This is a genomic window from Haemophilus parainfluenzae, from assembly GCF_014931415.1.
GTDB lineage: Bacteria > Pseudomonadota > Gammaproteobacteria > Enterobacterales > Pasteurellaceae > Haemophilus_D > Haemophilus_D parainfluenzae_AF.
Window position 1 is genome coordinate 1,223,268 of sequence record NZ_CP063121.1, and the last position, 14,909, is coordinate 1,238,176.

The window sequence follows — 14,909 nt, forward strand, 5'->3', positions numbered from 1 at the left end:
ATTAGTTAGTTTAATTTAGGAAAATAAGAATGAAATTTCGTCAAAATCTCGCTGTAAAAATTCTTTCTGTGATGGCGGCTGTTTCAGTGCTTGCATCATGTGGATCGGCACCAAGTAAAGTCTCTTCAAAAAATAATTCTAGCTTGCCGCGTACTGCGACAGGCGACGATCCACAAAAATTCGGGGCAAAGTATAGTGGACGTACTTATCAACAAGCTATTTTAAGTCCCGTAGCTTCCGTGGAGAACAAAGGGGCGGTCGTTAACCAAGGTGATTTTTTAACACAGCTGACGAATGTTCGTGATTATTCAAATTCATTAACAAATCGCTTTGCGGCGAATTATGGCAAAATCACTAACTGGGTACTTGCAGGGGCCAATGTGAATGAATTAGCGCAATACGGCATCAACCCACAGATTATGAAAGGTTTCGATGGTTATCAAAACGTGTTGATGACAGGTTATTATTCGCCAGTGATTCATGCACGCCGTACTGCACAAGGTCAATATCAACATCCAATTTATGCGATGCCAAGCTATAAACGTTATAGCCGTGCAGAAATTTATAATGGTGCATTGGCAGGACAAGGCTTAGAGCTCGCTTACAGTGATTCAATGATGGATAACTTCCTACTAGGCGTGCAGGGGAGTGGCTATGTTGATTACGGTGATGGCAATTTAAATTATTTAGCCTATGCGGGTCAAAATGGTTATAAATATCAAGCGGTTGGTCGTTTATTAGTAGAAGATGGTGAAATTCCAAAAGAAAAAATGTCTATTCAAGCGATTCGTGAATGGGGGAAAGCAAACCCATCTCGAGTACGAGAATTGTTAGAACGTAACCCATCTTATGTTTTCTTTAAAAACGATCCGACAGGTAAAGTGAAGGGTTCTGCTGGTGTGCCTTTAGTGCCAATGGCTGCTGTTGCTTCTGATCGCAATGTGATTCCTTCTGGAACTGTATTATTGGTTGAAGTACCTGATATTGATAATGAGGGTAACTGGATGGGCACACACAAATTACACTTAATGGTGGCGCTTGATGTGGGTGGTGCAGTTAATGGTCACCACTTTGACTTATACCGTGGTATTGGCGATCAAGCGGGTCATATTGCGGGGTTATCAAAACACTATGGACGAGTTTGGGTACTACAATAATGGCTCTAGTCGATAACTACGAACAACGTTTTGGCGGCATTGGCCGCCTTTACACACCAGAAGGCTTGGCGCGTTTGCGTCAGGTTCATGTGTGCGTCATAGGTATTGGCGGCGTAGGTTCGTGGGTGGTGGAAGCATTGGCGCGAAGCGGTGTAGGGCAGATCACTATGATTGATATGGATGATATTTGTGTCACCAATATTAATCGTCAACTTCCTGCATTAAGCGGCAATATTGGCAAGCTTAAAACGGAAGTGATGGCCGAGCGCGTTAAGCTGATTAATCCCGAATGTGTGGTGAATATTATTGATGATTTCATCTCACCGGATAATCAAGCGGAATACTTAAATCGTGGTTATGATTATGTGATTGATGCCATTGATAGCGTGAAAACCAAAGCCGCGATGATTGCCTATTGCAAACGTAATAAAATCAAGATTATTACAATTGGTGGCGCAGGTGGTCAGACTGATCCTTCGAAAATTCAAATTGCTGATTTAAGTAAAACGATTCAAGATCCATTATTGGCAAAAGTGCGGTCAGTTTTACGTAAGGATTTCAATTTTACTCAAAATCCACAACGTAAGTTTGTAGTTGATGCAGTGTTTTCCAGCCAGCCTCTGATTTTCCCTAAAATGGGCGAAGGCTGTGAAGTCTCAGCCACCATGAATTGTGCAAATGGCTTTGGTGCAGCAACTATGATAACCGCAACCTTTGGCTTTTTTGCCGTTTCTAGGGTAATCGATAAGTTATTAAAATAAAGAAATGAAGCAACGTGAAAACGTTGCTTTTTCTTTATGAATGAAAGTATTTAACAAGATGAAGAAATATCACTTCATTTTTTTATTTGGAACGTTGCAATTTTATCAAAAAGGCGTAGTCTATGTTGGCTTTGAGAATAATTCCCAATGAAAGTAAGGAAACAAACATGAAACAAGTATTAAAAATGAGTGCAATTTCTACCGCACTTTTAACCCTTCCAATGATGGCAAATGCTGATGTATTGGCCTCCGTGAAACCGCTCGGTTTTATTACATCGTCTATTGCAAACGGTGTGACGGATACACAGGTTTTAGTACCAGCAGGTGCTTCTCCACATGATTACAGCTTAAAACTTTCAGATGTGCAAAAAGTGAAATCGGCAGATTTAGTGCTTTGGGTTGGTGAAGATATTGACGCTTTCTTAGAAAAACCGATTAGCCAAATTGACAGCAAAAAAGTCATCAATATTTCTGATATTCCAGAAATTAAACCGCTTTTAAGCAAAGTACATCATGAACATTATCATGAAGGCGATGAACACGAGCACGGTCATGATCATAAACATGGACACGATCATAAGCACGAACATGGTCATGATCATGACCATGACCATCACGACCACGATGTGGATGAAAATGGTTTAAGCGTGAACTGGCATTTATGGTATTCACCAGCCATCAGTCAAATTGTGGCACAAAAAGTGGCGGATAAATTAACGGAACAACATCCGGATAAAAAAGAGCTCATTGCGAAAAACTTAGCCGATTTTAACCGCACTTTGACTGAGCAAAGCGAGAAAATCAAAGCACAATTAGCGCCACTTAAAGATAAAGGCTTCTTTGTGTTCCATGATGCTTATAGTTATTTCAATGATGCTTATGGTTTAAATCAAACCGGTTATTTCACCATTAATCCATTAGTGGCACCAGGTGCAAAAACCATTGCTCACATCAAAGAAGAGATTGAAGAACACCATGTAAATTGTCTTTTTGCTGAACCTCAATTCACACCAAAAGTGATTGATTCGCTTGCGCAAAGTACAAAAGTTAATGTAGGTCGTTTAGATCCTATTGGCGATAATGTACAGCTTGGTCCAAATTCTTATGCGAATTTCCTTCAAGCCACCGCTGATAGCTATGCTCAATGTTTAAGTAAATAATCTTATTTACTTTTATCTTAAAAACAGCCGTTAAGGCTGTTTTTTTATTGCCCCATCTAAATCGCCCGAATGATTTTCAATTTTTAAGAAATTTTCGCTTGTTTGAGCGAAGCGAGTTCGAAAATTTCTGTAAAGAAAATTGAAAGAGAATGAGGATTAGCGATTTAATTGGGGGGTGTTTTCTTTTGCCTACTTTGCTTTGCACAAGCAAAGAAAAGTAGGTCGCCTTAGGCGAAATCCTAATTAAAACTATGCTATAATCCGCCCAATTTTTCCCTATCGAGAAAACGCATGAAACAATTATTTGCCACAACTGCCCGTGGTTTTGAAGAACTCTTAAAAGTCGAACTGACAGAGCTTGGTGCAACGGAATGTAAAATTGCACAAGGCGGTGTACATTTTCAAGCTGATGATGAAATACTTTATCGCAGCTTATTATGGTCACGTTTAGCTTCACGTATTTTGTTACCTATTGTAAATGGTAAGGTATATAGTGATTTAGACTTGTATTCAATTGTGACAGGGCAGGATTGGTTAAGTTGTTTCGATGAGAAAGCTACATTTTTTGTTGATTTTAACGGGACAAACCAAGAGATTCGCCATACCCAATTTGGTGCGATGCGTGTGAAAGATGCCATTGTGGATTATTTTGAACGCCAAGGGAAAGCACGTCCAAATGTGGATAAAGACTATCCAGATGTGCGAATTCATGTTTATTTGAATAAAGAAGAGCTCGTCGTTTCACTCGATTTAAGTGGCGAAGCATTACATTTACGAGGTTATCGCGAAGATACAGGCCAAGCGCCTTTACGTGAAACCTTAGCCGCTGCGATAGTGCTGCGTTCAGGTTGGAAAAAAGGGACGCCTTTAGTGGATCCAATGTGCGGTTCAGGTACCTTGTTAATCGAAGCGGCACAGATGGAAGCACAAATTGCACCGCAATTACATCGTTTACATTGGGGCTTTGATTGCTGGAAAGGGCATAATCAAGATGCTTGGGATAAGGTAAAAGCAGAAGCGGTACAGCAAGCTGAAACTTATTTTAATCAAAATCCAAAACCGTATTTTTATGGTTTCGATCTCGATCACCGCGTACTGAAAAAAGCGCAAAAGAATGCACAAAATGCAGGTGTGGCACATTTAATTCAGTGGAAACAAGGTGATGTCGCCGCATTAAAAAATCCAAGTCCAGATGAAGTGGGAACGGTGATTTGTAACCCGCCTTACGGTGAACGTTTAGGCACAACCCCTGCGTTGATTGCGTTGTATTCCGTATTCGGACAACGCCTTAAAAATGAATTTGGTGGTTGGAATGCGTCAATTTTCAGTAGTGAATCTACCTTGCTTGATTGCTTGCGTATGCGTTCTCATCGTCAATTTAAAGCGAAAAATGGTCCATTAGATTGTGTTCAGAAGAATTATCAAATTTCAGAACGCAAAGAAAGTGCGGTTGAAAATCCGCTTGAATTTGACCGCACTTCAACGGTAGCGGTGGATTTTGCGAATCGCTTACAGAAGAATATCAAGAAAATTGAAAAATGGGCGAAACAGCAAGGCCTTGATGCGTATCGTTTATATGATGCGGATTTACCGGAATACAATGTGGCCGTGGATCGCTATGGCGATCATATTGTGGTGCAAGAGTATGCCGCACCGAAAAATATTGATGAAAATAAAGCGCGTCAACGTTTATTGGATGCAGTGACTGCAACCTTACAAGTCACTAGTATTGAAACCAATAAACTGATTTTGAAAGTACGTCAAAAACAAAAAGGCACGAATCAATATGAAAAATTGGCCAATAAAGGCGAATATTTCTATGTAAATGAATACGGTGCACAGCTTTGGGTGAATTTAACGGATTACTTGGATACAGGATTATTCTTAGATCATCGATTAACCCGCAAAATGGTTGGTGAAATGGCAAAAGGTAAAGATTTCCTCAATCTTTTCGCTTATACCGGTTCCGCAACAGTGCATGCTGCATTAGGTTGGGCAAAATCGACAACAACCGTGGATATGTCAAACACCTATTTAAACTGGGCAGAGCAAAACCTGATTTTAAATGATATTGAAGGCAAGCAGCACAAGCTCATTCAGGCAGATTGTTTGCAGTGGTTAGAGAAATGTGATCGCCAGTTTGATTTGATTTTCGTGGATCCGCCAACATTCTCGAATTCTAAACGTATGGAAGACAGTTGGGATGTTCAACGTGACCACATCAAATTAATGCGTAATCTCAAACGTATTTTACGCCCTAACGGCACCATCGTGTTCTCGAACAATAAACGAGGTTTTAAAATGGATTTTGAGGCGTTAGATGAATTGGGATTAAGTGCGGTCGAAATTTCAGCGAAAACCTTACCACTTGATTTTGAGCGTAATAAACAAATCCACAATTGCTGGATTGTAACAATGAAAGCCTAACAAAAAGCCCGATAATGATTTATCGGGCTTTTTTATTATTCGACTTCTTTTTGTTTTTCGGCTTCAGAATCATCATGAAGAAGGGTTTCAACCGCTGCTTCGTCATTGGTGTCATCTTCTTTTTCTAAAATCTCAGCCGTTTCTTCGTTTAGTGCTTCAGCATCAGAATGTGGTTTAATGAAAGGTTTAGGCATCCAATATTTTCGGATGATGTCCGTAGAAAAACCATGCAAAACTTCTTCATTCAATCGTTCTTGATCTAAGTAACGAACTTCTGCAATCACTTCATCCGCTTCAATTTTATTGATACCTAATTGCATTAATGTTGCATGGCTGAGCGTAAGTGCAGACTCAAAGGTTTCACGTACAATAAAGTCTACGTCTCGTTTAATCAGGCTTACTGTTGTTTTACGGTCATAAGTTCGCGCCAAAATAGGGAGTTTCGGATAAGCATCTTTCAAGTTCTGAACAATGCTTTCAATACGATCTGTATCGTTAATCCCGATGACGACACATTTCGCTTTTTCGATACCGGCAGCACGTAACACATCAAGACGAATACCATCACCGTAATAAACTTTAAAACCAAATTTGGCTGCCGCACGGATGTTTTCGATGTTACGGTCAATCACCGATACGTTAATGCCACGAACAAGAAGCGATTGACAGACGATTTGACTGAAACGACCAAAACCAATCACGAGTACGCTATCTTCTAAATCCACAATTGGATCAAGATCGCTAGTATCTACTTTTTCCTCTTGATTTGTTGATTTACGTTGGTTGATTTTACGCATCAATAAACCAATCAATGGGGAGAATAGCATCGAAATAATGACAGCTGCAGTAAAAGTTGCATTTTGATCTTTTGTCATTACACCAGCCGTAGTCGCGGCAGAGAAAAGTACGAATGCAAATTCACCACCGTGCGCCATAATGGTCATTCGTCCAGCGGATTCTTTTCGATCAAGTTTCGTAATACGTGCAACAGTGTAAACGGCTAAGGCTTTGCCGATGATATAAAGGCACACGATACCTAATAACCAAAGTGCATTGTCGAACACCAAGGTTAAATCAAGTGACATCCCTACGCCCATAAAGAAAAGACCGAGCAATAGACCACGGAACGGTTCAATATCCGCTTCGAGTTGGTGACGGAATGCCGATTCTGAAAGCATCACACCGGCGACGAATGCGCCCATCGCCATTGAAAGTCCGCTCGCTTCCATGGCTAATGCAGCTCCTAATACCACAAGCAAGGCGGCAGCTGTCATCATTTCACGAATGTGAGCTTTTGAAATTAAGCGGAAAATAGGGTTCATTAACCATTTACCCGCAACCACTAAACCCACAACAGCACCGAGTGCAATAGCAATGGATGTCCAGTTGGTTTGATGTTCAATATGTTTGGTTTCAGGCGTTAAAAAGGCAATAGAAGCCAATAATGGCACAATGGATAAATCTTCAAAAATTAAGGTTGAAATCACCCGTTGGCCTTTTGGTGTATTCGTAATGCCGCGTTCTTCTAATACCTGCATTACGATAGCAGTAGAGGAGAGCGTAAAGCCCATACCTGCAATAAACGCGACTTCTTTAGGAAGATTTAATATATAGATACCGGCAAAGGTAAGCAGTGCACCACATAGCCCTACTTGTAGAAAACCTCGCCCAAAGATTGCTTTTCTCATTGCCCATAAGCGTTCGGGATGCATTTCCAAACCGATAATGAATAAGAACATCACCACGCCCAGTTCCGCCATATGGAGAACTGATTCCGCATCTTCTATCATGCCAAATACCGAAGGACCAATTAAACAGCCTGCCACTAAATAACCTAATACGCTACCTAAGCCAATACGCTTAAAAAGCGGCACGATGGTTACGCTGGTGGCGAGTAGAACAACAGTTTTAATCAATTCAGGGCTGACGACATTCGACATAGGGCAAAGGAACCTTAGTAAAAACAGGGAGGATGAGAAGTAAGTTCTTTTGTATTCTAGCTTTTTTTGGGTAAATAAAAAACACAGAAAAGCAAGAAATTGGTATAATTTACAAAAACTTTACATGCCAAAAATGGTCATTTTTCTGACCGCACTTTAGAGGTATTATGTCATTACAATTCAATATGGTAGCGTTGTTGTTGGTTTTCTTAATCATTTTAGGTTTAATGAGTCAAAACAGCGCAATCACCATCTCAGCGGCTGTGTTATTAATCATGCAGCAAACCTTATTATCCAAATACATTCCCATACTTGAACAATACGGGATAAAAATTGGGATCATCATTTTAACGATTGGTGTGCTTGCACCGTTAGTGTCGGGGAAAATCCAATTGCCTGATCTCAGCTCATTTTTAAACTGGAAAATGGGCATCTCTATTTTAATCGGGGCATTAGTGGCGTGGCTTGCAGGCAAAGGCGTGCCATTAATGGGAGAACAACCCGTTTTAGTGACTGGATTATTAATTGGTACGATTATTGGTGTGTCTTTCTTAGGTGGGATTCCGGTAGGTCCACTTATCGCCGCCGGTATTTTAGCGATATTAGTAGGAAAATTTTAGATGAAAAACAAATGGTTATTTATCGCTGGGTTGAGCGGTTTTTTGTGTGTGGCGATTGGTGCTTTTGCAGCACATGGATTAAGCAAGGTTTTAGAACCTAAAGAGCTAGCCTGGATTGAAACAGGTGTGAAATATCAAATGTTCCACACCATTGCGATTTTAGCGATTGGTATTTTGCAATTATGCCGTGAAGCATTGGTTAGAAATAAAATGGCTAATTTTGCTGCAGGCGCTTGGGCGTACGGTATTCTTCTTTTTAGTGGCAGCCTTTATGCACTTGCGCTTGGTGCAGGCAAGTTCCTTGTGTGGGTGACGCCGATTGGTGGAACGTTATTTTTAATTGGTTGGCTTTGCTTGGCTTACGGTGGTTTTAAAAGTAAATCAGTATGAAGAACAAATCAGTCAAACGTGAATTAAACCCGATACAACAATCTCTCTTTTCGAAACTCAAGGATATCATGCTGGTGGATCAACGTCGTTTATCCGCCCGCATTCATGGGATTGGAAAAATTAAAAGCCAAGAGGCTCAACAAGCTGTTGCCGCTGAAATCCAGCTGCAGATTGAACAGGCCCAATTACGTGTAGAAAATCGTAAAAGAGCGGTTAAAAATCCCATTGTTTTTCCAGAGAGTTTGCCCGTTAGCCAACGCAAAGCAGAAATTCAAAAACTGCTTTCTGAACATCAGGTCATTGTAGTGGCAGGGGAAACCGGTTCAGGTAAAACCACGCAGTTGCCGAAAATGTGTTTGGAATTAGGTTTCGGCAATTTGGGCATGATTGGCCATACTCAGCCGCGCCGTATTGCTGCTCGTTCGGTTGCAGCGCGTATTGCTGAAGAGTTGAATACGGAGCTTGGCGGTTTAGTTGGTTATAAGGTTCGTTTTAACGATCAAATCGGTGATGATACGCAAATCAAGTTGATGACCGACGGGATCCTGCTAGCAGAAATTCAAAACGATCGTTTCCTCAATCAATATTCTTGTTTGATTATTGATGAAGCCCACGAACGTAGCCTAAATAACGATTTTATTCTCGGTTATCTGAAACAGCTTTTACCACGTCGTCGTGATTTAAAACTCATCATCACTTCTGCGACCATTGATGTGGAACGTTTTTCCAAACATTTCAACAATGCCCCGATTATCGAAGTCTCGGGCAGAACCTATCCTGTGGAAGTGCGTTATCGCCCCGTAGTGGAAGAAGACGACCAAGATCAGCTACAAGGCATTCTCAATGCGGTGGATGAACTGCAGGCGGAAGGTCGTGGCGATATTTTGATCTTTATGAATGGTGAGCGTGAAATTCGCGATACTGCCGAAGCCTTACAAAAACAAAATCTAAAACATACGGAAATTCTACCGCTCTTTGCTCGCTTGTCTGCGCAAGAACAGAATAAAATTTTCCATCCAAGCGGTTTAAATCGCATCGTGTTGGCGACCAACGTCGCGGAAACCTCATTGACCGTGCCGGGCATTAAATATGTAATTGACCCCGGTACCGCGCGGATTTCCCGTTATAGCTATCGCACCAAAGTACAACGTTTACCGATTGAACCTATTTCACAGGCATCGGCTAATCAGCGTAAAGGTCGTTGTGGTCGTGTGAGCGAGGGGATTTGTATTCGTTTGTATTCGGAAGAGGATTTTAATTCTCGTCCGGAGTTTACCGATCCTGAAATTCTTCGCACCAATTTAGCCTCTGTTATTTTACAAATGACGGCATTGGGCTTAGATGATATTGAAGCTTTCCCGTTTGTTGATGCGCCAGATAAACGCCATATTCAAGATGGTATAAAACTGTTGGAAGAATTGGGTGCGTTTGAAATGGTTCGCACCAAAGCGGGCGAGAAACGTCAATTAACGGCAGTAGGTCGTCAATTAGCTCAACTCCCTGTGGACCCTCGTTTGGCGAAGATGTTGCTGACTGCTGTCTCACAAGGTGCATTGCATGAAGTGATGATTATTGTCGCCGCTTTATCCATTCAAGATCCTCGCGAGCGCCCACAAGAAAAACAACAAGCTTCCGATGAAAAACATCGTCGTTTTGCCGATAAAAAATCGGATTTCTTGGCTTTTCTCAATCTTTGGCGTTACCTACAAGAACAACAAAAAGAATTAAGTAAAAACCAATTCCGTCGTCAATGCCAAAAGGATTTCTTAAATTATTTACGTATTCGCGAATGGCAGGATATTTATCATCAAATTCGTCTAACAGTGCGTGAAATGGGCTTGCCGATTAATTCGGAAAAAGCAGAATATCAGCAAATTCATACCGCACTTTTAAGCGGCTTGCTTTCTCATATCGGTTTAAAAGAAGCGGAGAAACAACAATATCTTGGTGCACGTAATGCCCATTTTGCGATTTTCCCTAATTCTGTACTTTTCAAAAAACAGCCTAAATGGGTGATGGCGGCAGAGTTAGTGGAAACCTCCAAACTTTGGGGGCGAATGGTGGCGGAAATCGAGCCAGAATGGATTGAGCCACTTGCAGAGCACCTAATTAAAAAATCCTATTCAGAACCGCGTTGGTCGAAATCCCGTGGGGCGGTAATTGCCGATGAAAAAGTCACGCTTTACGGTGTGCCGATTGTGGCGGCGCGACCAGTGAATTACGGTGCTATTGATCCGACGGTAAGCCGTGAGATCTTTATTCAATCTGCTTTAGTTGAAGGGGATTGGAATACCAAACATAAATTCTTCAAAGAAAATCAACGACTCGTTCGAGAAGTAGAGGAATTAGAACACAAAAGCCGCCGCCGTGATATTTTGGTGGATGACCGCACGCTTTTTGAATTTTACGATCAGCGTATTGGTACGGAAGTGGTTTCCCAAAAACATTTTGATACCTGGTGGAAAAAGGCGCAGCAAAAAGATCCGGAATTGCTTCATTTTGAACGTTCATTCTTGATTAATGATGATGCGGAACAAGTGAGCAAATTGGATTTCCCGAATTTCTGGCATCAAGGCAATTTAAAACTCAAATTAACTTATCAATTTGAACCAGGTACTGATGCGGACGGCGTGACGGTTCATATTCCGTTGCCATTGCTCAACCAAGTGGAAATGACGGGCTTTGATTGGCAAATTCCGGGCTTGCGTGAAGAGCTGGTGATTGCGTTGATTAAATCGTTGCCGAAATCTTATCGTCGTAACTTCGTGCCAGCACCTAATTATGCCCAAGCTTTTTTAAGTCGCACAGTACCGTTGGAAAAACCGTTATTAGATACGCTGATTTATGAATTGCGTCGTATGACGGGCGTCACCGTAGAAGCTGAACATTGGAATTGGGAACAAATTCCAAGCCATTTGAAAATGACGTTCCGTGTGGTGGATGAAAACGGCAAGAAAATTGCCGAATCCATGAATTTGGATGAGCTGAAATTCAACTTAAAAGATCGCGTGCAAGAAAGTATTTCTGCCGTGGCCGATGATGGTATTGAACAAAGTGGGCTACATATTTGGAGCTTTGCAGAGTTGCCACAATGTTATGAGCAAAAACAACGTGGTTTTAGCGTCAAAGCGTTCCCGGCTATTGTAGATGAAAAAGATGCCGTAGGTATCAAACTGTTTGAAACAGAGTTCGAGCAAGCAGTAGCAATGCAACAAGGGCTGCGCCGCTTGTTGCTGCTCAATGTACCGTCACCAATTAAATATCTGCATGAAAAATTGCCGAATAAAGCCAAATTGGGGCTGTATTTTACCCCGTTCGGTCGAGTGTTGGATTTGATCGATGACTGTATCGCTTGTGCCGTGGATAAACTGATTGCCGATTTTGGCGGTTTTGTGTGGGATGAGGCAGGCTTTGAAAAATTGCGTGATTTCGTGCGGGAAAACCTTAACGAAGTGACCGTAGATATTGCACAAAAAGTGGAGCAAATTCTCTCCCTTAACCATGCCTTAAACCAACGTTTAAAAGGTAAAATGGATTTCACGATGGCCTTTGCATTTTCTGATATTAAGGCGCAGTTAAGCGGGTTGATTTATCCAGGCTTTGTGCAAAAGAGCGGTTATGATCGCCTACCGGATTTACAACGTTATTTACAAGCCATTGATAAACGTATCGATAAACTGGCTCAAGATGTGAATCGTGACCGTGCGGCTATGCTACGCGTGGAACAAGTGCAACAGGCTTACCAACAATTGCTCGCTAAACTGCCGAAATCTAAACCAATTTCCGATGAAGTCGCGGAAATTCGCTATATGATTGAGGAATTGCGTGTGAGTTTATTTGCGCAGCAGTTAGGCACGAAGTATCAGGTATCGGATAAGCGGATTTTGAATTTGATTAATGAAATGTAACTAAAACCATCTGAAGAATAATATGCAGATAAATTCTAAAGATATTAAATTTGCATTAAATAACTGGGCAAAATATATCATGGATACAAGGAATGTTAGTTATTCCTTGGATAGTCGCATTCCTATTTTTATTCAGTATTTGAATTATCGTTCAAAGATTGTTTTTCCTAAGCCAAGAAAAGTTACTTTTTCAAAATTATTTGAACAACAAGCTAACCAACATAGTAATAAAATTGCCATTGATAAATTAAAGATAGCTTTTGAAGAGGGAAAAGATGTCAATGCTTATTTAAGTAAGGACTCGTTAAATGCATCAAAGTTTGATGGCTTACTAGATTATTATGGAGTTAAGCATTTTCATCTAGGAGACTCCATAGAAAATGGTTTTGTGAAAAGAACCAAAGATCTTGCTTTAGTATTTGTTAATAATAATGAGGCATTCTTTTTGGCAATAAAACCTCATGGGGGAGATGCTTGGCATAATTCAGATATATTGGAAATATTAAATAGTGAAAAACCAAATTTTCTTAATCATGTAAAACTCCAAGGTGTATCCAATGAGGGAGATAAAATTGATAAACTTGATGATATAAAGCTTTTGCGTAAGTTTAATATTAATACTTTTATTCCTATACATGATGATTTCTTTTTTCCCCCAGGTGGTGGACGAACTGCTGCTGGTTGTAATGTTGAACATGTTATAGCAATGGATTCTATTGTGGAGTATTTAGAAGAATATTTTAGAGTATTGAATAGAATTATTTCGCTTGAAAAAATTCGTACGGAGTCCGTTTTGGGGCGTTTAAAAGAATTTAAAATTGATAGAATTTATTTATCAGAATCTAAGCTAGATATGAAAGATATACATGTTGATAAGTTTAGACTAAAAAATTATAGCGAGTAAGAATAAAGTAATTTATAAGGAGTTAAGTATTAGTGTTATTTAGGGCTTATTAACGAGAAACAGTTCCTAGATAGAGTCGCATTATCTATTTTAAAAAGACTGCACTTTTTTCAAACATTTCCAATCTCAAAAACTCAACCAAAACCAACCGCACTTTCTTCTCAAAATCTTTTTGTGATCTACCTCAAATTTTCGTATTGAACTGATTTACAACTGCCAATTCAATCGCTATCTTGCTGATATTATTATTTTAATAAAGAGGTAAATTATGGATCTGATTATAGGTTTGATTGCCATTGTTTTGGTGGCATATTATATCGTGAAAGGCTACTCAGCGACCGGCGTGTTGATGTTCGGTGGCTTGGTCTTGTTATTCATTTCAGTACTGATGGGACATTCGATTTTACCGGAAGGCGTAAAAAGCACCGGTTCCACCTATTTTGATATTTTAGAATATGTGAAATATCTACTCGGTAATCGTGGCGGCGGTTTAGGCTTGATGATCATGGTGTTATGTGGTTTCTCCGTGTACATGACTCATCTTGGCGCGAACGATGTGGTGGTGAAATTGGTTTCAAAACCACTGAAAAATATCCGTTCACCTTATATTTTAATGGTATTTGCTTATTTCCTTGCATGTTTGATGTCTTTTGCTGTGTCATCTGCAACAGGTTTAGGCGTGTTATTAATGGCGACATTATTCCCTGTCATGGTAAATGTGGGGATTTCACGTGGAGCGGCAGCGGCAATTTGCGCATCACCAATTTCGATTATTCTTTCCCCAACTTCGGGCGACGTGGTGCTTTCTGCTGAAATTTCAAAAATCCCTTTAGGTGAGTTTGCTTTTGGCACCGCATTGCCGGTTTCGATTTTTGCGATTCTAGGGATTGCTGTTGCTCACTTCTTCTGGCAGCGTTATTTAGATAAAAAAGAAGGTGTACAAGTAGAACGTTTGAATGCAGATGAAATTAAAACCACTGCACCAAACTACTATGCGATTTTGCCATTATTACCAATTATCGGCGTGTTGATTTTTGACGGTAAATGGGGCTTACCAAATTTACACATTGTTACTGTGATGGTGCTTTGCTTTATCATTACTGCAGTAGTGGATTTCTTACGTAGCTTTAACGCGAAACAAACCTTCGATAATCTCGTGGTGGCATATCGCGGTATGGCAGATGCCTTTGCGGGCGTGGTAATGCTTTTAGTGGCTGCAGGTGTATTTGCACAAAGTTTAAGTACAATCGGCTTTATCACTAATTTAATCGACTCTGCACAATCGTTTGGCGGTTCAGCCTTCTTTATGATGTTAGTGCTCGCGGTGATTACCATTTTAGCCACCATGGCGACAGGTTCTGGTAACGCGGCGTTCTATGCTTTTGCAGAATTAATTCCAAAATTAGCTACCCAAATGGGCGTCAATCCAGCGTTCTTAACCATTCCAATGTTACAAGCCTCTAACTTAGGTCGTGGTTTATCACCTGTTTCTGGTGTGGTTGTGGCGGTATCCGGTATGGGAAAAATCTCACCATTTGAAATCGTAAAACGTATGTCTGTCCCAATGTTGGTCGGTTTTATTTGTGTGATTATCGGCACAGAAATCTTTGTTTCCGTTGCCGCCTAATTTGATAGGTAAAAA

The 14,909-nt window shown here is 40.6% G+C and carries 10 protein-coding genes; 9 read left to right on the top strand and 1 reads right to left on the bottom strand.

Going from position 1 to position 14,909, the window contains the following annotated elements; genetic code table 11:
* Positions 1-29: 29 nt before the first annotated feature.
* The 4 genes from mltA to rlmKL all read left to right on the top strand — a co-directional run bounded on the left by mltA (position 30) and on the right by rlmKL (position 5,505).
* Positions 30-1,157 (top strand): murein transglycosylase A, encoded by a 1,128-nt coding sequence (gene mltA / locus INP93_RS06115; RefSeq protein ID WP_049365357.1) that lies wholly within the window; start codon positions 30-32, stop codon positions 1,155-1,157.
* Positions 1,157-1,918 carry a tRNA cyclic N6-threonylcarbamoyladenosine(37) synthase TcdA gene (gene tcdA, locus INP93_RS06120; protein ID WP_197544414.1) on the top strand — a complete coding sequence of 254 codons (762 nt, stop codon included), beginning with the start codon at positions 1,157-1,159 and terminating at the stop codon, positions 1,916-1,918. The genes mltA and tcdA overlap by 1 nt, the downstream gene beginning before the upstream one ends.
* A gap of 167 nt (positions 1,919-2,085) precedes the next feature.
* Positions 2,086-3,078, top strand: a complete 993-nt coding sequence (znuA, locus tag INP93_RS06125; RefSeq protein ID WP_197544415.1) for a zinc ABC transporter substrate-binding protein ZnuA — start codon at positions 2,086-2,088, stop codon at positions 3,076-3,078.
* A 291-nt stretch (positions 3,079-3,369) separates the two neighbouring features.
* Positions 3,370-5,505 (top strand): bifunctional 23S rRNA (guanine(2069)-N(7))-methyltransferase RlmK/23S rRNA (guanine(2445)-N(2))-methyltransferase RlmL, encoded by a 2,136-nt coding sequence (gene rlmKL / locus INP93_RS06130; protein WP_005697231.1) that lies wholly within the window; start codon positions 3,370-3,372, stop codon positions 5,503-5,505.
* 35 nt (positions 5,506-5,540) lie between these two features.
* On the opposite strand, the gene INP93_RS06135 is transcribed toward rlmKL, so the two are convergent.
* Positions 5,541-7,445: a monovalent cation:proton antiporter-2 (CPA2) family protein gene (locus INP93_RS06135; protein ID WP_005697215.1), complete on the bottom strand. Its 1,905-nt coding sequence runs from the start codon at positions 7,443-7,445 to the stop codon at positions 5,541-5,543.
* Between the two features lie 167 nt (positions 7,446-7,612).
* On the opposite strand from INP93_RS06135, the gene INP93_RS06140 reads away from it, so the two are divergent.
* The 5 genes from INP93_RS06140 (at position 7,613) to dcuC (ending at position 14,894) form a co-directional block, all read left to right on the top strand.
* Positions 7,613-8,065, top strand: a complete 453-nt coding sequence (locus INP93_RS06140; protein ID WP_005697212.1) for a DUF441 domain-containing protein — start codon at positions 7,613-7,615, stop codon at positions 8,063-8,065.
* Complete coding sequence (locus INP93_RS06145; RefSeq protein WP_005697207.1) at positions 8,066-8,455, top strand: DUF423 domain-containing protein; 390 nt, start codon at positions 8,066-8,068, stop codon at positions 8,453-8,455. It begins immediately after the preceding gene.
* Complete coding sequence (gene hrpA / locus INP93_RS06150; RefSeq protein WP_197544416.1) at positions 8,452-12,363, top strand: ATP-dependent RNA helicase HrpA; 3,912 nt, start codon at positions 8,452-8,454, stop codon at positions 12,361-12,363. The genes INP93_RS06145 and hrpA overlap by 4 nt, the downstream gene beginning before the upstream one ends.
* 22 nt (positions 12,364-12,385) lie before the next feature.
* Positions 12,386-13,267: a hypothetical protein gene (locus tag INP93_RS06155; RefSeq protein ID WP_197544417.1), complete on the top strand. Its 882-nt coding sequence runs from the start codon at positions 12,386-12,388 to the stop codon at positions 13,265-13,267.
* Positions 13,268-13,535: 268 nt separating this feature from the next.
* A complete protein-coding gene (gene dcuC / locus INP93_RS06160; RefSeq protein ID WP_070852996.1) occupies positions 13,536-14,894 on the top strand; it encodes an anaerobic C4-dicarboxylate transporter DcuC in 1,359 nt (452 codons plus the stop codon).
* Positions 14,895-14,909: the final 15 nt, after the last annotated feature.

Excerpts from the sequence above, each read along its gene's own strand:
- mltA (WP_049365357.1), top strand. The coding sequence starts at position 30 with ATGAAATTTCGTCAAAATCTCGCTGTAAAAATTCTTTCTGTGATGGCG.
- tcdA (WP_197544414.1), top strand. The coding sequence starts at position 1,157 with ATGGCTCTAGTCGATAACTACGAACAACGTTTTGGCGGCATTGGCCGC.
- znuA (WP_197544415.1), top strand. The coding sequence starts at position 2,086 with ATGAAACAAGTATTAAAAATGAGTGCAATTTCTACCGCACTTTTAACC.
- rlmKL (WP_005697231.1), top strand. The coding sequence starts at position 3,370 with ATGAAACAATTATTTGCCACAACTGCCCGTGGTTTTGAAGAACTCTTA.
- INP93_RS06135 (WP_005697215.1), bottom strand. The coding sequence starts at position 7,445 with ATGTCGAATGTCGTCAGCCCTGAATTGATTAAAACTGTTGTTCTACTC.
- INP93_RS06140 (WP_005697212.1), top strand. The coding sequence starts at position 7,613 with ATGTCATTACAATTCAATATGGTAGCGTTGTTGTTGGTTTTCTTAATC.
- INP93_RS06145 (WP_005697207.1), top strand. The coding sequence starts at position 8,066 with ATGAAAAACAAATGGTTATTTATCGCTGGGTTGAGCGGTTTTTTGTGT.
- hrpA (WP_197544416.1), top strand. The coding sequence starts at position 8,452 with ATGAAGAACAAATCAGTCAAACGTGAATTAAACCCGATACAACAATCT.
- INP93_RS06155 (WP_197544417.1), top strand. The coding sequence starts at position 12,386 with ATGCAGATAAATTCTAAAGATATTAAATTTGCATTAAATAACTGGGCA.
- dcuC (WP_070852996.1), top strand. The coding sequence starts at position 13,536 with ATGGATCTGATTATAGGTTTGATTGCCATTGTTTTGGTGGCATATTAT.